Below are 19,206 nucleotides of genomic sequence, written 5' to 3' on the forward strand. Positions count from 1 at the left end.
AAATTCCTTGTCTTCACCTGCTAAAAAAGAAAAAGAGCAACTGTTTATCAGTTGCTCTTCCTTTAATTCCTCTCTACACTCCTACACCATCGTTTTAAACGAATTCATAGAAAAGTATCACACTGCTTCTTCCATTTAATTTGATATTTATAGATTTCAAAATACTATCTCACATTAAAGTGTTCTTCTTTTACCCATGCATTATTTCCAATATCAATATAACCATTTAGTCGTCCAAAAACTCTATATGGAACAGATCCATCTACAAAACCTGTATAATTTCCGTTAGGACCATCATATGTGTTAATACCACCGCCTGGTGGATATTTTGAATAAGCACTAAACCATTGCACATCAAAATGTTCCAGAGCAGCCCATGCCTCGTTTCCTAGACAAATCATAGGATTTTCATACCACGCTGCATCTATAATAAGGTACGGTGTTTTATCATAAATTACCCTCGTAAAATATCCTCCTTGCGGTTGGCTATATAGATTAATTCCTCCATTATTCGGATATTTATTTACAGCAATCCCCAGACCTACTGGTTGAATTGGTTTATCAGTATTGTTACCACCACCATCTTTACCCAAGTGATCTAACGGATTCACAGCATTACTTTTACTCGCATTCCAACGTCCTTTATGCAATTCAAAATGTAAGTGTTGGCCACTAGAATCCCCCGTGTTTCCCATAACTCCAATAGTTTGTCCTTGTGAAACATAATCACCTTCGTTTACTGTTCGAGAACCACTACGCATATGAGCGTATACAGTTTCCCATGTAACTCCATCAATTGTATGCACAATCATAATACATTCACCATAACTAGATGAAAAATAAGAACGACTAACTTGACCGCTAGCCGCTGCATAAATAGGGTGATAACCTGCTTCAGCAAGGTCTATCCCATGGTGATCTGGTCTGCTGCCTCTAAAACCACTTGTTACTCTCGTTGTATCTGTAGGATAAATAAATTTTGTCATATTAGTCTCCCTTTCTATTTTTACACCATTTAAAAAAGGTACTTAAATGAGCACCTTCGTTCACTGTCTATATTTATTATTTTTTGGATATATTTTAGTTGTTCAAATTTTAAGATGAACAGAACGAAAAGCTATCCTTCGTTATTTAACATTAAAATGTTCTTCTTTTACCCATGTATTATTTCCAATATCTATATAACCATTTAATCGTCCAAAAACTCTATATGGAACAGATCCATCTACAAAACCTGTATAATTTCCGTTAGGACCATCATATGTGTTAATACCACCGCCTGGTGGATATTTTGAATAAGCACTAAACCATTGCACATCGAAATGTTCCAGAGCAGCCCATGCCTCGTTTCCTAGACAAATCATAGGATTTTCATACCACGCTGCATCTATAATAAGGTACGGTGTTTTATCATAAATTACCCTCGTAAAATATCCTCCTTGTGGTTGGCTATATAGATTAATCCCACCGTTATTCGGATATTTATTTACAGCAATCCCCAAGCCCACCGGTTGTATTGGTTTATTGTTATTACCAGCTCCATCAAAATCAACATATTGCTTAACAATTTCAGAGTAGAAGAAATTCCCTCCATTTTTATATCGGTAACCACCATTATAGGCAACGGCAATAGGTTGACTATACTTGACCATAGCACCTGTTGTATTTCCTAATGATGGTGCAACAACTGTTTTAGAATACAAGTCTGCCACCGGTAATGAATGCTGTTTATTATTAGAAGCTAACCAACGAAGGTAAGCTCGTCCAAAATTATATGATTGAACAATAGCACTTAAATCTGTAATACCATTTTTCTTTGCATCATCAAAAGCTCCTTTTAGATGCTTTACTCCATAATAAATTGAATCTTTTGGATTTTTAATTGTATTCATCGCCCAACCTTGTGATTCACTGGACTGCATAATATCAGGTGTTGTTTCAGAGTTTCCTCCACTCTCCACCATAATAATCCCAAGTACGTAAGGAACTAATTCAGACACACCTTGTGCTGAACATTCGCTTTCTACCATTGATTGCCAACGTAACACTTGCTGTGGCAGATTTTTTGTTTTAACTGAAGCAGCTAATATACTCATTACTAAATCTCTCCTTATTTTCCTATTATTTTTTTCTATAAAACTCTTAATCTACTAAGTACATCTAACACTTAAATGAAAATTTTTTTTAAAATTACTTCATGTTGCCCACCTTCTTTCACAACAAAAAGAGCAACCATAAAAATAGTTGCCCTTTCGTCGAAATCTTATATTACTACTATAAATCACTTTTTCAATACTTTCTGTACACTGCATGTATCCTACAAAAAGGTAACATTAAAACCCATCTACAAACTTGACAATCTTTCTTATTTCAGCATGTTTTCGGCGAATATAGCCTGTACTATAATGTAATTCAAACGCTATTTGTTCTAAAGTCATTCCATCAACATACTTCATTTTGAGAATTTGATGATCTAATCCTGTAAACTTATTAATTAAAATCTTTAAATCAAATACTTCATTGATCTTATGTCCTAATTCATATTCAATCGCTTCAATCCGATCTTCTACTTTAGCCCCTTCGGATTCAGCAGTTAATCGTACATTTTGTAAGTCCCCACTAGTCCAGCGCTTTAATTCTGCTTTTGATTTGTCTAAGTTATATTCTAAATATGCAATTTCTTCTTCTAGTTTCTGATAATCTTTGAGCCAGTCAAACATATAATAATCCCCCTACTTTTCTTTATTTAAATCCTGCTTTTATTTTGATCACCAAAGATAAACTAACCTTTATTATCAATTTAATAAAATTTATAAATATTAATTAGGATTTATATTTTTTTAATAAAGTTTTTAATCTCTCACGCTCTTCTTCAATAGTTAACTCATTATTTTTTATAGGCTGCTCTTCTGGAACTTCTTCTTTTTTATGTAACCATTCTGGTACCATTTCATTTCGATTGGTATTCCCTAACCCAAATTGTTTTTTATTCTTACTAAGATCAAACTGTGCATCTAACATAGCTACATCCTTGAGTGTTTTTACCTTTTTGGCTTCCCAATTTTTAAGAATTCTACGTATATATCTCCACTTTGGTACATTTTCATCAATTGATCTATTTACTGCTTCCCCAATTAGTTCACTACCTAATGATTCACAAAATGCACCAAGCTCTATAATCGCTACTTCACTTAATGAAATTCTATTCTTCATTAAAAATTGATGACTTATTTTAAAATCATTATTTATTAACCTTTGTGAGATTAATTTTTGTTTATTATCATGACGATGATTTATATTTTTTATATCAGTATTTAGTTCCTTCGTACTTTGTATATTAGTATTTAGTAGCTTGTGATTTTCCACCAGTGGGTTACCAGCAACAGGTTTTCCAGCAGGTGGGTTTTCCACTGGTGGATAATCATCCACTGGGATTTCGTAAATAATTGTCTCCCACCTAACAATTTTGTTTTTTTCATCTCTAACAGGAAATCTTTTAATATATCCGTATTCTTTTAACTCCTGCATTCCAGCTCTTAAGCTATTAATACCATCTTTTGCATGTTGCGATAATTCCTCTCTATAAAACACCCAATCATCTGGAAGTGTAAGTATGTAAGCTAATATTCCTTTCGCCTTCCACGAAAGCCTCTTATCCTTTAGACCGGTATTATTAATAACGGAATAATTATTATCCTTTTTTACTCGGAAAATCCCCATATTATCTACCTCTCATATTTTCAAACCTTTTTTACTTACTTATTGCAACTCTTAACTTTCTCATGACAAAATCTACTTTCCACACTTTTTAAACCAAAGTGCGGTTAAAAAGAACTTAAAGTTCGATTCATTACTAAAAAAAATATTATCTACACTCTTATCAAAAAACTTTGCAATCTTCCCAGCTGTCTCCATTGATGGAGTTCTTTCTTTTTGATCAATCATTCGAATATAGCGTTCAGTTACTCCGCAATAGCTAGCAATTACTTTATATAAGTTTTTTTTTGGATCGTACATTTTATTTCCCATTATCACACCTCCATAAGAACAATTAGTTCTAAATACAGATTAAAGAACTAATTGTTCTTTGTCAATGCATAAAAGAACTTTTTGTGCTAAAATGAATTCAAAGAGAACAATTAGTTCAATTAGAGAGGTGAACAATGTGATAGGACTTAGAATAAAATCCTTACGAAAAAAAGAGAATTTAACTCAAAAACAACTGGCAGAAAAAATCGGCGTATCCCAAAGAATGATAGGTTACTACGAATCAGAAGAGAGGTTCCCTCCACATGATGTTTTAACTAAATTAGCTGATTGCTTTTCAGTTTCAGCTGACTATTTACTTGGTCGATCTGTTACAGGCGAACCAAACGAACAAGTAACGCCAAAAGATGAGAAAGATATAGCAAAAAGAATGGAAGAAATAAAGAAAGATCTACAAGGGGAAGATGGCTTAATGTTCTCTGGTGAACCTATGAGTCAAGAAGCGGTAGAGTCATTATTAGATGCGATGGAGTACATTGTAAAACAAACAAAAGTAATCAATAAAAAATACGTGCCTAAGAAATATCGTAATCCAGACGATAACTGATGCAAGCTTAGGAGGGAAAACATTGAAATTCGTCATTAGAGATCTAGTCCAACAACTTTGCACCAAATACAACACGAAAAACCCCTATGAGCTTGCAGATTACTTAAAAATACATGTACTAACATGGGATTTACATGAAGAAATAAATGGTTTTTATAAATATGAAAAAAGAAATCGTTTCATTGTTATTAATACTAATTTATCTCCATCTATGCAGCGAACTGTTTGTGCCCATGAATTAGGACACGCGGTTCTACATACTCATGCAAATACACCTTTTCTGCGTAAGAATACATTCTTTTCCGTTGATAAATTAGAGATAGAAGCAAATACGTTTGCTGCGCTTTTGTTAATTGACCAAAAGACCATTCAGCGTGGTGATACAAAAGCATGTATAGCATACAAAAATAATATTCCTGTTGAACTTTTGGAATTTTACAAGCCTTGCTAAAGGAATTAAGATGTTTTAATTGTTGGTTCAAACGCTGACGAGGAACAAAGAGTGCTCCATCGTTAAATCAGAAGAAATGAAATAGTATCTATTGTTTAAAAAATCTATACAGTTAAAGCAAATAAAAAAATACACCTCCAATTGTTAATTATGTGTCTAACAATTGGGGTGCACTTCAATAACAGTAGGTCTTTTTCAAAAAATCAATAAGCCCTAATATTGTCTATCCTTCACTGTACGAAAATCAATACACTACTTAAATATTACTTTCCTTGTACAGAAATTCCTAATACATAGTAATCTGGATGTAGAGTAACTACAGACTCCCCAGGTTTTACCCACTGTAGAGGACTTACATTTAATTCTACGCTATGATTATCTTTTTCAAAACGATTGATATAATCCTTATCATTTTTTACAAAACTATCAATTTCTTTTTTTAATTCTGGATTTGGATTTACTAATCTATCAATCTCTTTATCAAGAGTGAAATTCGGATTTATCATATGCATCCAGTTTTTCGCTAGCTCAACAGTTGATTTGTCAACGACAAACATGAAATAGAAGTTATCTTCATCCTTCCCAACAAACGAAAATGAACCATGAGAGTCAATCATTCTTGGTAAATTAGGAGTATATAGATCAATTTCTGATGCTACATATCTATATCTGAAATTCGCATTATATTTCTTATTTACTTCAGTAACAAGATTTTGACCTTGTTTAGAAATAGATCGCTCTCTTACAGATGAAATTTCAATTGAATATCTATCAAAGAAAAAATCATCTGTCACTAACGCATTGGGAATACCTATTGGCGTTACCCCTGGTTTTGTCTCTGGTTTTGTCTCTGGTTTTGTCTCTGGCTTTGGCTCTGGTTTTGTCTCTGGTTTTGTTTCTTTTTCAACTGCATTAATAGAGTTATATAAGAACTGACTATACGCTTCACGTGTTACAAACATTTTTGGAGAATACATATTACCTCCTGTACCAATTGTAACCCCATTTTCCTCTAATGCACTAATTGCACCGTAAGACCAAGAATTTTTATCAACATCTGCAAATTTTGTTGTTTTCGTTGCCTTAAATTTAAAAGCATTTGTAAGTGCTTGTGCCATTTGTTCACGAGTTAAAATATCATCTGGACCATACTTTCCATCACCAAATCCATTTACAAATCCTGCTTTAGCAAGTGCTAAGATTTCTTTTTCAAACAAATGTCCTTTAATATCAGTAAACGGATTTTTGAAGCTAGCATCTGCATCTGCTGGTTTTAGGTACATATAAATCATTCGAGCAACTTGCCCACGAGTTACATTGTCACCAAAGCCAAAGATATTATTTCCGTACCCTTGCACTACTTTACGATTTGTTAAATCATAAATTGCTTTTGTAGACCAGTGATTTGCTGGAACATCTTTAAATGTTGTATCTGCCTGTACATTTGATAAAGATGTTAAATTTGTTGCTGCAAGTACTACACCTGTTAAAATCATTTTTTTCATTTTCATGCTATTTCCCCTTCTTCTCCTAATTATGATTACGAATGAAAATATACTTTATTTTCCAACGTAATCATAATAACACAAATGCATTATATTTATATATATTTATTTATTGTTTTTGATAATAAAAATACTAATTCTCCCCAGAACGCTATAGACTCACAAAAAAACGCTTCTTTCCTATAGAAGAGTTTTCACTACATTTTTACTGTTAAATAGCATTTTCCTTTATCTTAGTAAATGTCTGCTGTATTCTTTTTAAAACTAGCCGAGATATTGTTTTAGTATTTCTAGCCCTATTTTCAACTCTTCTAATGAGTTTGTAGAGGATAGAGCAACTCGTAAATACTGATTAGACATGGTTTGTGCGGTAATAAAACGCTCGGAATGAAAAACCCGAATGCCGTGTCTCTCCAAATCTGTTTTTAATTGAAATGCATCATAATGATTTTGAATCGGTAGCCAACGGTAAAAACTAAAAGGATGCCCGACAGGATTGTTGGAAGAAAAATATCCTGAATAAAAGCCTTCCTATAATTGCATTTCATTGCTAACACACTAGATTTCACAGTGCTTTCCATTTGTTTTGTGACTGATGTTAAATACACTGGTATTTCTCTAAATAATAGTTCTTATCGGTTCATATATTAAATATGATTTTAAGAGTACATTTTTTAATGAATAGTTAGGGAACAAATAACATTTAGGGAACATTTGCTTTGAAGTATACAAACCTTGACATAAAAAGAAAGTAACTGCATCAAGCATTTTAGAACAAAAATTCCGAAATGTTGACAAGACCCTAACGAATAAAGGAGGAATAGAGCATGGCTCGCTCAATTCGTGTTCTCTACCGAGGCGTACAAGGCAGAGTACGGAGAAACTTTAACTGGCCCCCTATTAGACAAAACTCTGCAGTTGTAATCACTGCTGCAGAGTGGCGATTCTCCGGAGGGGTTTTTGGTTCTGCTGGTCGCCCCCACTTAGGTGAAGCTAATGTCTTTGTAACAAATATCGGCCCGCATGATCCCGAAGGTGGACCAGGTAGTTCGGGTGGAGTAGAATTCCATCTTCACGTCAATTCAGCATCCCCTTTAGACGTCATTGTCACAATTTCTGTACTGGAGGATATTGAAAACTTTGTAAATGCCTAGCACTGTACAACTCGAGAGCTTCTAGTAAGGTTAAAACAATTAGTCGAATGCCATTACTTACCGATTCCCCTTAGAAACCCCAGAGATAAATGGGGTTTCTTTTAGTTAAATAACTATTTGGTGTAATTTTCAAAATAAAATCGCTTGTCCATTTCACTTTGCTCTATCATTGTATTTTCTATTAATAATAAGAACTTTTAGAGGTGAATTATATTGGACAAGTTTTTATCTTTTGCAGTACTTAATCCCGATTCGATTGGACCCACGCTTCCACCTATGCAACCTTTTCAATTCCCTTCTGGTCACACAGGTTCAACGGGTACTATTGGTGCTACCGGACTGACCGGAAGTACTATTACAATTATTCACGTAATAAAAGCACTCCATAAGGAATGCCTTTTATTATGCCGAAGAAGAAAATTTATCAGCTGCAGAACGAAAAAATCCGAATAATCGGACACTTCCTTTAGTTAAACGAGTGATTGGAGGATTCCCAGAAGATTGGGGAACTTATACAGATAAAAAAGCATGTCATGGAAATATGACATCTACTGATACACTTGGTATTGCACCAAACGCAAAACTTTTCGATATTCGTATCTTCGAAAAAGAAGGAATAGAAGAATCTTTTCTAGATGTAGTAATTGAAGCTTATGATTGGGCAATTCAACAGCTTCGTCGCAATGGGACTCCTCAAATACTTTCCAACTCATGGGGGGATAGGTGCAGTTCCAGAGGCCACTGATAACTCAAACAGGCATATTAGTATTATTTTCAGCCGGTAACTGTGGAGATCCTTGTGGAAGTAGAAATCCTAATTATTGTAGAACGAATGGCCCCGGCAAGAGTATACATGGAATTAATGGACATCCATTAGTAATGACAGTAGGTGCTGCTAATATTAATGATGTTCGTGCAGGATATAACGCTCAGGATCCAGCTAATTTTGATGAACATAAACCAGATTTCTGTGCATCTACTCACTTTACTGGTTATCATCACAACAATATTGGTACTTCCGCTGCTTGTCCGGTTGCTGCTGGAGTTGTTGCGCTTCTTAAACAAGCTAATCCTGATTTAACATAGAATAAAGCTAAAAAAGTGCTAATGGATATAGCAAAAAACTTAGAGGAACCTGGTTGGTACTCAGATACCGGTGCTGATATGATTCAAGCAAATGCAGCATTTAATCGTCTTATGGAGCATAATTAGTCTATAAATAATCTTATAATATGAGCTAATCCTTTTTTCATTTCTTGTAATCATTCCACATAAGATCAAAAGTTAGTTTTTAGAAACTCTCCAGCCATCTATAACTGTACTTCGTTCAATTATTATAAAATTAATACAACTCAATATCTTTATCAAATTAGTTTTTTAAATTCCCGTTCTTTACATTACAAAAATCTAATATTCTTTTTTTATTCTAATACATTTTTAAAATAAGATATTTATATTTCTCTAACCCTGAAAATTTCGAGGATTATCTAAGATTTAAGCAACACTTCCAAATGGTATTTATATCCAAGGGTTTCATGTAATTTCATATATATATCAAAAAATAATTAACCATGATAAATGCAAATTTTCCATTTAATACTTGTATAAACAAATGAGTTCGTTCACAAGTTATATTTGAAATACTGCTTTCTAAGCAAAAATATAATTAAGGTGGTGAAACTATAAGAATGAAAACACCTATTTTCCCTGGTGGTACTAGTGATCCTGAAAACGAATTACTTGTTTCCGGCAGTTTTCGTAATCATTCTACAACTGTAAATTCTATACAATCACTAGTCAATCAAGTAAGCGAAAATCAGTTCCAATCATATTTAACCCATTTAGTTTCATATCCAACAAGGTTTTCTACTAGCTCTTTTTATGAAGAAGCCGCAACATGGACTCGTGAGATATTAAAGGAAATGGGATATACAACTAGTAGCGAAACAATACGCGTAAACAATGAAAATAGCCAAAATGTTATCGCAAATAAAATGGGTACAAATCCTGATGAAGAGAAACACTTAATTATTATTACTGCACATCTTGATTCTGTTAACCATAGTGGAGGGCCTTCATCTAATGCTCCTGGAGCCGATGATAATGGCAGTGGTAGTGCAGGAGTTTTGGAAATTGCTCGTGTATTCAAAGACATTCCCGTACAACATGATCTACGTTTTATCCTTTTTGGAGGAGAAGAACAAGGATTATTAGGTAGTAAACAATATGTTGAGAACCTAACTACTCCAGATAAAAATCGCATTCGAGCAGTTATTAATATGGACATGATAGGAAAATTAAATACTTCGACACCAGCAGTATTAATTGAAGGTTCACCTTTATCTGAAGAGCTCATTAATGGATTAAAAAATGTAGCATCTTTATATACAAATCTCGATGTCAAGGTATCTCTAAATCCATTTGATAGCGACCATGTATCTTTTCTTAATAAGGGGATCCCTGCTGTTTTAACAATAGAGGGCGAAGACTCTTTGAATCCTAATGACCATACCGCAAACGATACTCTTGAGCATATCTATTATCCACTTGCTCTTGATATTTTACGAATGAATATAGCTTTTATTGCTTCTCAAGTTACAAATTTAGAATGAAAGAGGGAATTTTCATGAACAACTTTACTCATGAAGAAAGTTTCAATAACTCAACAGACAATTCTAAAGACCCGACCCCTACCAGACGTAATTGTGGAACTATGAGTATGCACGAAAAATTATTAGAGGAATCCGAAGAATACAGAAAAAAACGAGAAAAAATTGAAAAAACGACTGAAGAATTTATTAAGAATAAACAACAATAAACATTTTTACAATCGTTTTCGAATAAAACATTATTTGAAATACTGAACGAAACTTACAGAATATCAGCTAAAAGGAGAAATTAAAATGCCAAATCAAACTAACTCAGCAGAAGGAAAAAATACACCTACTGTGCGTAGATGCGCAACTATTGAGCTTCACCATAAATTACTAAATGAGTCTGAACAATATAAGAATGCTCGTATTGAAATTGAAAGTGTAACAAATGAATTCCTGAATAGTGCGCGTCTAGAATCAGAAAGACCAGTTGTTAAAATCCCTGTAGTAGTCCATATTGTATGGAATACTGAGGAACAAAACATCTCAGATGAACAAGTCCATAGTCAAATTGATGTTTTAAATCGTGATTTCCGAGCAACAAACCCTGACATAGCAAATGTACCTTCTGCATTTAAAGATTCTGTAAGTGATGCTAGAGTAGAATTCTTTCTTGCTACAAAAGATCCTGACGGAAATCAAACAAATGGTATCACTCGTACCCAAACAACTCAGCAATCATTCTCAGTAGATGATGCAGTCAAATCAGAAAGTGCTGGTGGAGTAAATGCCTGGCCTGCTGATAGATACTTAAATTTATGGGTTTGTGAGTTAGAAGGTGGGCTTTTAGGATATGCACAATTCCCTGGTGGACCAGCTGATAAAGATGGAGTTGTTATCACATACACTGCATTTGGTACTACAGGTACTGCAAAAAAACCTTTCCATTTAGGACGAACAGCTACTCATGAAATTGGTCATTGGTTCAATTTATTCCATATTTGGGGTGATGATGGAAATGCATGCAATGGCACTGATCGAGTTGATGATACGCCTAATCAAGGAGGAGATAATGTTGGTAGTTCACAAGGTGCACCTGGTCGTCCTGTAATAACATTTCCACATACTTCTTGTAACAATGGACCTGATGGCGATATGTTTATGAACTATATGGATTACGTTGATGATGATACTATGGTTATGTTTACAAAAGGTCAAGTAGATCGTATAGATGCATGTCTTGCTGGACCACGTTCATCCTTTCTTACAAATTAATACGATAACCTAATTTTAAAACGATGTAGGTTAGGATTAAATAATAAGTATATACATGCAATAAGTACCCTGCAAATCATAATAAATTAAATCTCGTTAAAACAAAAAGAGATGTCCTAGTACTATATCTAGGGCATCCCTTTATTTTTACTCAGCTTAAAACATAACTCGTCTAAATTTCTAGATTTTATACATCTCTAACATGGATTGTGGAACAACTTTTTTTCCCACTACTTTAAATTCAATTTCCCCTTTTTCTCCATATATTAGTTCTATAATTGGAATAGTTACCATTAATTTTCCCTTCTTTTTTCTTTCTGTCTCTAAATCAATTATTTTCATGTCACAATCCCCTTTATTCATTATAAACAAGGAGAAAGCACTCATTTGAGTGCTTTCTCCTTGTTTATAAGTGGACCTTGTAGGACTCGAACCTACGACCGAACGGTTATGAGCCGTTTGCTCTAACCAGCTGAGCTAAAGGTCCAAAGCATAAAATTTACTTCATAAGGCGTATTCACATATATCATTTTACCATATAATGTATCAATTCACTTTACTTTTTATTTAATATGCACATTTACATCGTGTTAAAAGTGTTTATTTTCTGCACTCCTAATATTTTGTAATTAGTACTATCTTTTAATACCTTTACAGAGATCTGATTAACAGTAAATAAAATGTATATATCAATCATATTAAAAATGATATAGTTACAACATTGAATTGTTTATATTTTCAAATGCTTTTATGCCATATTTCTTTATATCAGAAATTGTAACTAAATTATATGCCTGTTTCATTGTATTAAAGCAATTATCTATCTCTTCTTTTTCCATAATAGGTTTACCGGGATCATTATCTTCTAATTCTAGATGCGCAACTTCCCATGGTAAGTCAAATAGAATCATTTTTTCTAAACTCTTCCCACTATAACAACCTAAAGTATTGATTACACAGTCTAATATTTCCTTTTCTATTTGACTTAATTGATTTGTACTATCATAATTAACTTCAAGATTGTCGTACTGATATACTTTATATTTATTAAAAATAACTCGATATACCGGGCCATGACTTCCTACTTCACAATCATCTTCAAATAAATATGTTCCAGTAAACACCTTACAAAATCCTTGCGCATAGTATAACAGCTTTTGAAGAGCTAAAGGAGTAATATCATCATTTTTATATAGCAAATAGTTAGCAACTTCCTCGATTTTCGTAGTCTGCGTAGAAGGAATATCATCATTTTCCTGTAGCTTTGCGATTGCTTCTTTAGAGACTCTATATGCTTTTTGAGTAATTAAATCTTTATTTCTTTCCAAAATATCTAGCATAAAACATTGATCTCTACCTAATCTTTTCAATATATCCGAGTACTGCTTTGTCGGAATATCTCCATTTACATACCTTGTTAGGGTAACTTCTCCCCAACCTAAAAGTAAAGACAATGGACGTTTTCCAATCTTATATTTTTCTAAAACCTCTCTTATTTCAGAAATAGTAACTAACTGTTCCTGTTGTCTATAGGCATGATCTAATTGTTCTAAATTATAATCATGAATGTTAGGAACAAATATTTCAGATTTACACTCCTCGCAATTTGCTTCTTTACCTACGTAATGATATTGCTTCCCTCTAATGACTGTCACTTTTGGAACATCTTTAGTAGAATACTTTACCATATCTCGACAAAACTCACATAAAACCAACATAAAAATCCTCCCTCATTTTAAAACCATTAGTCACTTATCTTTACCTAAAAAGATAAGTGACTGGTTTATTCCTTTTATGGAAAGAAACAACTATCATGTATTTGTTCCTGTCCTTATTTTCACTTAGATTCATCTTAATATATATATCTACCGACTTCTTTTGTCCCCAATTATCTAACTCATATTGTGGACAAAAGATATACAATTTTTCATGAGCAAAATTTGGATTTTTATTATTAACTGCATAACAAAAATCACGTACTCCTATATTAAGAAGAATCTCTTTCACTTTACTAGCGTTAATCTTATTAGCCTCTAAAAATTCACTATTCTCTTTCCTTTTTTCATTTCGAGAAACCGTAAATCGATTATTTTTAATTAATTTTTTAAACTCTAATATGTACTGCTCAATCTCCCCGATTGTAAAATTAGTGTGCTTTTTTGTCTCCCTATTTTGAAAGCTAATATGCATTAAAATTCTTTCCCCTTTCAAATCGTACCTCATATTTACTAGAATTACAATAAAAAAACGTATCAATTGATACGTTTTTTAAAAAATTCACAGTAAAATTCTATTCATCCTTCTTATAATGAGTACATTTATGTCGTCTACAAAACTTCTATATAATTATTTTTGCTGCGATTCGTAAATCTATTATGTATCTATTTTAAAATCACAGTTTCATGTATCCGTGTATACATTTAACGTAAAAAAACTACATATCCCTCCAAATTCCCTGATAAACAAATCAATTACTCATATGTATTCTCCCCCTATATAAACTTCCTATCTTAATCTGTTTTTTTATACAGAAATATATATTTATACCTGTTTAAACCCAAACAAAAAAGGCCTCCTCAAGTCGATTAATTGTGCATAGCAAAATAAGCTAAATACACTAATCGGCTCAAAGAAGCCCTCTCAAAATTAAAGTAAGAACAAAACTTACTTCTACAACTCAACCACAACACATAAGGTGTGGGAATGAACGGAATCAAATAAACTAACAATATACCTATATATTACAAAATACATAGGTTTATATCAAGATATTTTAAAATATTTCCAAATGCTGATTTTTAACCTATATTTTCTCCCAAATAAAAAAGCATATAAATACTTTACTCTTTCCAAAACTGTTCCAATAGAATGACAATCATGGTACCCACGAGTAATCCATTCATTAAAACATATTGTAAGGAAGAAGGAATGCCGCTAAATGCGCTTTCTGGAAGAAACATTATTCCTAAACTGATTAATAATGTAATTCCTAATATTGTTAATCGGCGTTGATTTAATTCTTCTCTTAAAATTGATTGAAATGAAATGCCTATTACTTGGACAAATGTTGCTAAAAGTGCAGCATTAGCAATAGGGCCTGGAAGCAAGGATATAAAGCTTACGATTGAGGGAACAAAAGAAATTCCTGCTAATATAAGACTCGCTATAAGGAATGACTTCACTTTTCTTTGTCCTGTTAATTGAATAAATCCTGCTGATGCAGGTAATGGTACAATACCAATTGTAGAAAACAACGACGAGATAATATGTGATATACCTCCGACCCATACACCACGGTTCAATGTCTGCTTTTCATTTTCTTTAGATAAGGGAGCTACTTGTTTTACAGCTGAAATAGCAGCAATTGTATTTGCAACTAAAAGAAATGTAAATAAAGTTGCAGTTAGGGTCATTCCAATATCCAATCTAGGTGTGCCCCAAGCAAATATCTCTGGTAACTTAACTAGCGTTGTGTGTGTAGGCATATAAGATGATTTTCCTAAAAGAGCATACAAAAGCCAACCACATGAAATTCCAAGTAACACAGCGTACCTTTTCATCCATCCTGTCTCTTTAATTGATAAGAAAGTAATAAGGGCAAAAACAAAGAGCGCAATAGTAGCTGTTGGATAATCAGGATGAGTTGCAGATCCTTGTAATCCCATCATTCCTTTTAGTAACACACCACTAAGTTGAAGTGCTAAAATTAAAAGAAATGTCCCTGTAACTAAAGGAGTAAATAAACGTAAGATTCGATGAACAAGCCCTGTTATACCAAGAACGAAGAGTAATATACCTGCAATAATTACCCCACCTTCTAAAAGTTGCAACACGTCTTTTGCACTTTGTCCCTGATGCATAGCAACTTGGCCCAGTATGACAAATATACTTACCCATGAACCGGCTGGACCATCCGCTATGGGATAGCGATGCCCAAACCATGCTTGTATAAATGAACTTATTCCCACGACTAAAAAAGTTCGTTGCATTAATGTTGAAATATCTTCTACTGATAAATGGAATATGCCACCAATAATGATAGGCAATGCAATTGCATTTGCTAATAAAAAAACAAACCACTGTAGAATATTAAAGCTTGTATTAAAGTATTTTTTATTCATATTATTCTCCTTTACCGAAAAAGAATCTCATAGTAAAAATCCATCCTTTCTATACAGTTAAATTAAAAAGGATGGATTTTGTAACTCTATAAAATCATTTTAATTATATAGATAGATTTTTAATTAATTACCAAGTACGGAACGGTAAGAATTTCCCGTTAAGTGTAATAACGATACGAGGATCGCCACCTGTTGGATCTTCTTGTGTATCCACACCTAGATTGAAGTTGATTGCACTCATTACACCTTCTCCAGCTTTTTCTAATATTAATTCTCTAAGAGTTGGGGCATATTGTAACATCATTTCATATAATCGATATAAGATTGGGTCTGTAGGAGGCATTTGCATTACTTGACCTCTAAGTGGAACTACTGTTAATGCCTGAACTACTTCTTCATCTAATTCTAATAGTTTACCGATTTTTTCTGCCTCCGGACGTGTCATTGTAGCCTGCCCTAATAATGCTGTTACAACCCAAGTCTCAGAGTTTTCACTTACTTTTGAAATTTCTTCCCATGTTAAACCTTTTGCAATTTTTGCTTCCATAATTTTTTGCGTAGCTTCTTGTCTATTCATATCTAATAACTTCCCTTCATTTAAGTAATAATTACTGTTTCATACCATTTAATGTTTTATATCCATCAACTACTACATCTAATTTACCTGTGTGTGGATCAATAATTAAACCATGTACAGGAACATCTTTTGGAATAAGTGGATGGTTTCTTACTAAATCAACATTAGCTTGAGTCGAATCACAGATATCATCGAATCCAAATAACCATTTTTCAAGGTCAACACCAGCATATTCAATTGCTGCTAAAATTTCTGGTGAAGCTACTCCACGATCTAATATTTTTTGAAGTGTTCCTTTGGGATTAGTTTGGCTTGCACCACATCTATGGTGTCCGATAAGAAAGATTTCATCTGCTTTTAGATCATATACTGATGCTACAACACTTTGCATAACACTATCGAAAGGAGAAGCAATCTTACCACCTGCATTTCTAATAACTTTTGCATCCCCATCGTGTATATCTAAAGCTTTTGGAAGTAGCTCAATTAAACGAGCATCCATGCAAGAAACAACAACCATACGTTTTTTAGGCATTTTTGTTGCTTCACGGAGAGCGTATTCCTTATTTTCTACAAATTGTTCATTGAACGATAAAATATCTTGTAATAACATATTAGTAACCTCCTTTAAATCTAGATGTATTTTTTTGTTGCGTCCTCTGTGTTATAAGTAAATATAACTAATAAACAATGCGATGTAAGAGGATAAACTAAGTATAGTGAATTGTATCGATAAGCAGAATAAGTTGGCGAAACACTTTCTGCTTTTCTACTTTCACGATGAAAGGATTGGTTTATATTATTGATCAAACAGATTTTGAGATACTGAAATTATTAGGAGAAAACTCAAGAATACAATGGAAAGAACTAGGTCAAAAAATACATATGACTGGGCAGGCTGTAGGAAATCGAATTAGGAGATTAGAGGATTTAGGGATTATTGAACAATATACAATCGCTATAAACCGAATCAAACTAGGACAAACCGTGACTGCATTTGTTACTTTGTTTGTCACATCAGCTAATCATCAAGAATTTATGGATTTCTTTCAAAAAGAAGAAGAAATATCTGAAGTACATCGTGTAAGTGGTGAAGGATGTTATTTATTAAAAACACATTTTTCTTCTAATGAAGAATTGGATAACTTTCTAGGTCGACTATTAAAATATGGGAATTATCGTGTTAACCTATCAATAGGGAAGTTAAAATAAAGTCTTTTTTCTTCCGAGGGGATAAGTTATTTTCTAATCCTTATTTCTATAGAGATAATAAGAGCCTTACTACAATTTGTGTGTAGTAAGGCTTTTTAAATACTTATTAAATGCTATCTAATTGGCAGGGACTACCACATTAAAGGTAACCCCTTTTCATAATTATTGACTTGCTTTTACTATTTCCTTTAAATATCTTTGCATACTTTGATTTACTGCATAGACATAACATCCATTTATTCCGCGAGATAATAGTACGTAATAAATACGTTTAATATAGGATGTTAACTCCTCATTATTTATATCTGTTCCCTTAATTGGAAGACCATTTCGATCTTTATATTCTTTTGGATTCACTACAATCTTAGCTTTATTTAAATCATAGTCTCCATTTTCTTCACCTGCGTAATCACAATCAATTTCAGCTCCTAAAATCACACCAACATAATTTAAATCCGCACCTTGTGTAGTATGTATACATCCTATTTCCTCTATACTATTCTCAAAGTTAATCCAACCTTTTACCTTTGAGTTCCATTTGAATGTCTCACCTGTAACAGGATCTTTTATATCATAATGATTTTTGTCCTTCTGTGTAATCCATTTCCAAGAATAACCCGCGACTACACGACATAATTCATGTTTTTCATTTAACATTTTCATAGATTTATTCAATTCTGTAATAGAGTCCATTACCTTAAAATCATAGCCCCGCAATAACCCTTCTTCATACACTCCAACATTATTTGCTATTTGTAAATATTTACGAAGCCATGCTAAATATTGATCTCCAGACTTTAAACGAAATTGTTTATGTAAAAGATGCTTTCTATAATTCTTTATAAGTTTCTGGAATGCATCTGTATCTATATCTGCTGGTCGAATTGTTTGGTATGGATCATAAACTATTGTTAAATGATATGCAAATGTTTCTATTAATTCCAACTCGTTTGTATAACCATCATCAGTAACTAAATGTTTTAAATCACGTGCTTGTTTACCAAAATATTGTTTCAGACGATGAGCTTCATCTACAAAAACATATTTATATTTAGATCCTCTATTTTTTGCTTTCTTAATAAATAATGAAGGTGAAAGTACTGTAATATCTTGTAAACCTAGTTTTTTCATTAAACTCTTATATAAATTTAAAGAATGATTTTGTGGGACAATAAGTGCAATGTCTTCATGAGGCAGCCCCTCACGTGCTTTACCAGTTTTATCGTCATAAGCAAGCGCATATAAGATATTTGTTAATACAATTGTTTTACCGGTACCCGGGTCCCCTGTAATCAAATGTCGACTATTTGATGTAGTAAGCATCGTATTAAAAATGTCTTTGCAAACCTCAATTTGATTTGCCGATAACTCTTTAAACGGTGAATATTTATAAATAAATTTATTATGTATCTCACCTAAATTCTCACTAGCTACCCCTTCTTTAATTAACTCATTCCAAATTTCTTTAAACATACTTTGAACATCTTCAATGCCGTTATAAGAATGAATCTTTTGGCCCCTTACTTTATTCAGTAAGTTAAATTTATCATCTGCAGATAAATATTCAATTAACAATGTTTCAATATGCTTAATTGAACTTTCATTAAATAATTCACTTTTTATTACAATAACTTCATTGAATGTTTTAGCTTCATCACTTATATGTGCAACAAAACGCTCATATATATCTGTAGACTTACCTACATATAAATTCTTCTTATCC

Annotated in this window: 22 protein-coding genes, 1 tRNA gene and 2 pseudogenes; 10 read left to right on the forward strand and 15 right to left on the reverse strand. The window is 32.9% G+C overall.

All coding sequences use genetic code 11. The annotated features are described in order from the left end of the window. Window positions 1-164: 164 nt before the first annotated feature. The 5 genes from MR170_RS18210 to MR170_RS18230 all read right to left on the reverse strand — a co-directional run bounded on the left by MR170_RS18210 (window position 165) and on the right by MR170_RS18230 (window position 4,029). Window positions 165-986, reverse strand: a complete 822-nt coding sequence (locus MR170_RS18210; protein ID WP_000159988.1) for a M23 family metallopeptidase — start codon at window positions 984-986, stop codon at window positions 165-167. A 141-nt stretch (window positions 987-1,127) separates the two neighbouring features. Continuing rightward, the gene (locus MR170_RS18215) at window positions 1,128-2,096 is read right to left on the reverse strand and encodes a lysozyme family protein (protein ID WP_128267330.1); all 969 of its coding nucleotides are present in this window, start codon (window positions 2,094-2,096) and stop codon (window positions 1,128-1,130) included. 237 nt (window positions 2,097-2,333) lie between these two features. Continuing rightward, a complete protein-coding gene (locus MR170_RS18220) occupies window positions 2,334-2,720 on the reverse strand; it encodes a DUF1492 domain-containing protein (protein ID WP_000460736.1) in 387 nt (128 codons plus the stop codon). Window positions 2,721-2,823: 103 nt separating this feature from the next. Then, complete coding sequence (locus MR170_RS18225; protein ID WP_242308851.1) at window positions 2,824-3,720, reverse strand: DnaD domain protein; 897 nt, start codon at window positions 3,718-3,720, stop codon at window positions 2,824-2,826. A gap of 72 nt (window positions 3,721-3,792) precedes the next feature. Then, window positions 3,793-4,029 carry a helix-turn-helix transcriptional regulator gene (locus MR170_RS18230; RefSeq protein WP_242308852.1) on the reverse strand — a complete coding sequence of 79 codons (237 nt, stop codon included), beginning with the start codon at window positions 4,027-4,029 and terminating at the stop codon, window positions 3,793-3,795. A 136-nt stretch (window positions 4,030-4,165) separates the two neighbouring features. On the opposite strand from MR170_RS18230, the gene MR170_RS18235 reads away from it, so the two are divergent. After that, window positions 4,166-4,594: a helix-turn-helix domain-containing protein gene (locus tag MR170_RS18235; RefSeq protein WP_000579788.1), complete on the forward strand. Its 429-nt coding sequence runs from the start codon at window positions 4,166-4,168 to the stop codon at window positions 4,592-4,594. Between the two features lie 22 nt (window positions 4,595-4,616). Further along, window positions 4,617-5,045 carry an ImmA/IrrE family metallo-endopeptidase gene (locus tag MR170_RS18240; protein WP_000673778.1) on the forward strand — a complete coding sequence of 143 codons (429 nt, stop codon included), beginning with the start codon at window positions 4,617-4,619 and terminating at the stop codon, window positions 5,043-5,045. 263 nt (window positions 5,046-5,308) lie between these two features. On the opposite strand, the gene MR170_RS18245 is transcribed toward MR170_RS18240, so the two are convergent. Next, window positions 5,309-6,556 (reverse strand): S-layer homology domain-containing protein, encoded by a 1,248-nt coding sequence (locus MR170_RS18245; RefSeq protein ID WP_242308853.1) that lies wholly within the window; start codon window positions 6,554-6,556, stop codon window positions 5,309-5,311. Window positions 6,557-6,814: 258 nt separating this feature from the next. Beyond that, a pseudogene (locus MR170_RS32725) lies at window positions 6,815-7,072 on the reverse strand (aminotransferase-like domain-containing protein); the annotation flags it as partial. 305 nt (window positions 7,073-7,377) lie between these two features. Here MR170_RS32725 and MR170_RS18250 point away from each other — a divergent pair. The 7 genes and pseudogenes from MR170_RS18250 (at window position 7,378) to MR170_RS18280 (ending at window position 11,573) form a co-directional block, all read left to right on the forward strand. After that, entirely contained in the window at window positions 7,378-7,704 is a 327-nt protein-coding gene (locus MR170_RS18250) for a hypothetical protein (protein WP_016078275.1), read from the forward strand. Window positions 7,705-7,917: 213 nt separating this feature from the next. Further along, window positions 7,918-8,058: pseudogene (locus tag MR170_RS18255) on the forward strand (exosporium leader peptide-containing protein); the annotation flags it as partial. Between the two features lie 124 nt (window positions 8,059-8,182). Continuing rightward, entirely contained in the window at window positions 8,183-8,449 is a 267-nt protein-coding gene (locus tag MR170_RS18260) for a hypothetical protein (protein ID WP_242308854.1), read from the forward strand. After that, window positions 8,428-8,790 (forward strand): S8 family serine peptidase, encoded by a 363-nt coding sequence (locus tag MR170_RS18265; RefSeq protein WP_242308855.1) that lies wholly within the window; start codon window positions 8,428-8,430, stop codon window positions 8,788-8,790. Before MR170_RS18260 ends, MR170_RS18265 begins: the two co-directional genes overlap by 22 nt. Before the next feature lie 602 nt (window positions 8,791-9,392). Then, a complete protein-coding gene (locus tag MR170_RS18270) occupies window positions 9,393-10,316 on the forward strand; it encodes a M28 family metallopeptidase (protein ID WP_242308856.1) in 924 nt (307 codons plus the stop codon). Window positions 10,317-10,330: 14 nt separating this feature from the next. Next, window positions 10,331-10,522: a hypothetical protein gene (locus MR170_RS18275; protein ID WP_242308858.1), complete on the forward strand. Its 192-nt coding sequence runs from the start codon at window positions 10,331-10,333 to the stop codon at window positions 10,520-10,522. 85 nt (window positions 10,523-10,607) lie between these two features. Next, the gene (locus MR170_RS18280) at window positions 10,608-11,573 is read left to right on the forward strand and encodes a zinc metalloprotease (RefSeq protein WP_197242038.1); all 966 of its coding nucleotides are present in this window, start codon (window positions 10,608-10,610) and stop codon (window positions 11,571-11,573) included. A gap of 180 nt (window positions 11,574-11,753) precedes the next feature. On the opposite strand, the gene MR170_RS18285 is transcribed toward MR170_RS18280, so the two are convergent. The 7 genes from MR170_RS18285 to MR170_RS18315 all read right to left on the reverse strand — a co-directional run bounded on the left by MR170_RS18285 (window position 11,754) and on the right by MR170_RS18315 (window position 16,884). Next, entirely contained in the window at window positions 11,754-11,915 is a 162-nt protein-coding gene (locus MR170_RS18285) for a hypothetical protein (RefSeq protein WP_161508230.1), read from the reverse strand. 71 nt (window positions 11,916-11,986) lie between these two features. Continuing rightward, window positions 11,987-12,060, reverse strand: a tRNA-Ile gene (locus MR170_RS18290). Between the two features lie 226 nt (window positions 12,061-12,286). Beyond that, the gene (locus tag MR170_RS18295) at window positions 12,287-13,291 is read right to left on the reverse strand and encodes a type II toxin-antitoxin system antitoxin SocA domain-containing protein (RefSeq protein WP_242308859.1); all 1,005 of its coding nucleotides are present in this window, start codon (window positions 13,289-13,291) and stop codon (window positions 12,287-12,289) included. Window positions 13,292-13,331: 40 nt separating this feature from the next. Then, window positions 13,332-13,763 carry a hypothetical protein gene (locus MR170_RS18300; protein ID WP_346749468.1) on the reverse strand — a complete coding sequence of 144 codons (432 nt, stop codon included), beginning with the start codon at window positions 13,761-13,763 and terminating at the stop codon, window positions 13,332-13,334. Window positions 13,764-14,413: 650 nt separating this feature from the next. After that, window positions 14,414-15,694 carry a purine/pyrimidine permease gene (locus MR170_RS18305; protein WP_242308861.1) on the reverse strand — a complete coding sequence of 427 codons (1,281 nt, stop codon included), beginning with the start codon at window positions 15,692-15,694 and terminating at the stop codon, window positions 14,414-14,416. Between the two features lie 127 nt (window positions 15,695-15,821). Further along, window positions 15,822-16,271, reverse strand: coding sequence for a cyanase (gene cynS, locus MR170_RS18310; RefSeq protein ID WP_242308862.1), 450 nt, complete (start codon window positions 16,269-16,271; stop codon window positions 15,822-15,824). 31 nt (window positions 16,272-16,302) lie between these two features. After that, window positions 16,303-16,884, reverse strand: coding sequence for a beta-class carbonic anhydrase (locus tag MR170_RS18315; protein ID WP_242308863.1), 582 nt, complete (start codon window positions 16,882-16,884; stop codon window positions 16,303-16,305). 167 nt (window positions 16,885-17,051) lie between these two features. Here MR170_RS18315 and MR170_RS18320 point away from each other — a divergent pair, with 167 nt between their 5' ends. Next, window positions 17,052-17,483 (forward strand): Lrp/AsnC family transcriptional regulator, encoded by a 432-nt coding sequence (locus MR170_RS18320; RefSeq protein ID WP_000677474.1) that lies wholly within the window; start codon window positions 17,052-17,054, stop codon window positions 17,481-17,483. A 162-nt stretch (window positions 17,484-17,645) separates the two neighbouring features. On the opposite strand, the gene MR170_RS18325 is transcribed toward MR170_RS18320, so the two are convergent. Beyond that, the coding region (locus tag MR170_RS18325) for a DNA/RNA helicase domain-containing protein (protein ID WP_242308864.1) at window positions 17,646-19,206 on the reverse strand (1,561 nt) is incomplete at its 5' end.

Source organism: Bacillus cereus group sp. BfR-BA-01524, from assembly GCF_022662595.1.
GTDB classification, from domain to species: domain Bacteria; phylum Bacillota; class Bacilli; order Bacillales; family Bacillaceae_G; genus Bacillus_A; species Bacillus_A thuringiensis_S.

What these genes read in the sequence shown, in the direction of transcription:
- cynS (WP_242308862.1), bottom strand. Translation starts at nt 16,271, where the DNA reads ATGAATAGACAAGAAGCTACGCAAAAAATTATGGAAGCAAAAATTGCA.
- MR170_RS18295 (WP_242308859.1), bottom strand. Translation starts at nt 13,291, where the DNA reads ATGTTGGTTTTATGTGAGTTTTGTCGAGATATGGTAAAGTATTCTACT.
- MR170_RS18225 (WP_242308851.1), bottom strand. Translation starts at nt 3,720, where the DNA reads ATGGGGATTTTCCGAGTAAAAAAGGATAATAATTATTCCGTTATTAAT.
- MR170_RS18315 (WP_242308863.1), bottom strand. Translation starts at nt 16,884, where the DNA reads ATGTTATTACAAGATATTTTATCGTTCAATGAACAATTTGTAGAAAAT.
- MR170_RS18250 (WP_016078275.1), top strand. Translation starts at nt 7,378, where the DNA reads ATGGCTCGCTCAATTCGTGTTCTCTACCGAGGCGTACAAGGCAGAGTA.
- MR170_RS18275 (WP_242308858.1), top strand. Translation starts at nt 10,331, where the DNA reads ATGAACAACTTTACTCATGAAGAAAGTTTCAATAACTCAACAGACAAT.
- MR170_RS18215 (WP_128267330.1), bottom strand. Translation starts at nt 2,096, where the DNA reads ATGAGTATATTAGCTGCTTCAGTTAAAACAAAAAATCTGCCACAGCAA.
- MR170_RS18230 (WP_242308852.1), bottom strand. Translation starts at nt 4,029, where the DNA reads ATGGGAAATAAAATGTACGATCCAAAAAAAAACTTATATAAAGTAATT.
- MR170_RS18320 (WP_000677474.1), top strand. Translation starts at nt 17,052, where the DNA reads ATGAAAGGATTGGTTTATATTATTGATCAAACAGATTTTGAGATACTG.
- MR170_RS18270 (WP_242308856.1), top strand. Translation starts at nt 9,393, where the DNA reads ATGAAAACACCTATTTTCCCTGGTGGTACTAGTGATCCTGAAAACGAA.
- MR170_RS18300 (WP_346749468.1), bottom strand. Translation starts at nt 13,763, where the DNA reads ATGCATATTAGCTTTCAAAATAGGGAGACAAAAAAGCACACTAATTTT.
- MR170_RS18210 (WP_000159988.1), bottom strand. Translation starts at nt 986, where the DNA reads ATGACAAAATTTATTTATCCTACAGATACAACGAGAGTAACAAGTGGT.
- MR170_RS18245 (WP_242308853.1), bottom strand. Translation starts at nt 6,556, where the DNA reads ATGAAAATGAAAAAAATGATTTTAACAGGTGTAGTACTTGCAGCAACA.
- MR170_RS18280 (WP_197242038.1), top strand. Translation starts at nt 10,608, where the DNA reads ATGCCAAATCAAACTAACTCAGCAGAAGGAAAAAATACACCTACTGTG.
- MR170_RS18305 (WP_242308861.1), bottom strand. Translation starts at nt 15,694, where the DNA reads ATGAATAAAAAATACTTTAATACAAGCTTTAATATTCTACAGTGGTTT.
- MR170_RS18285 (WP_161508230.1), bottom strand. Translation starts at nt 11,915, where the DNA reads ATGAAAATAATTGATTTAGAGACAGAAAGAAAAAAGAAGGGAAAATTA.
- MR170_RS18220 (WP_000460736.1), bottom strand. Translation starts at nt 2,720, where the DNA reads ATGTTTGACTGGCTCAAAGATTATCAGAAACTAGAAGAAGAAATTGCA.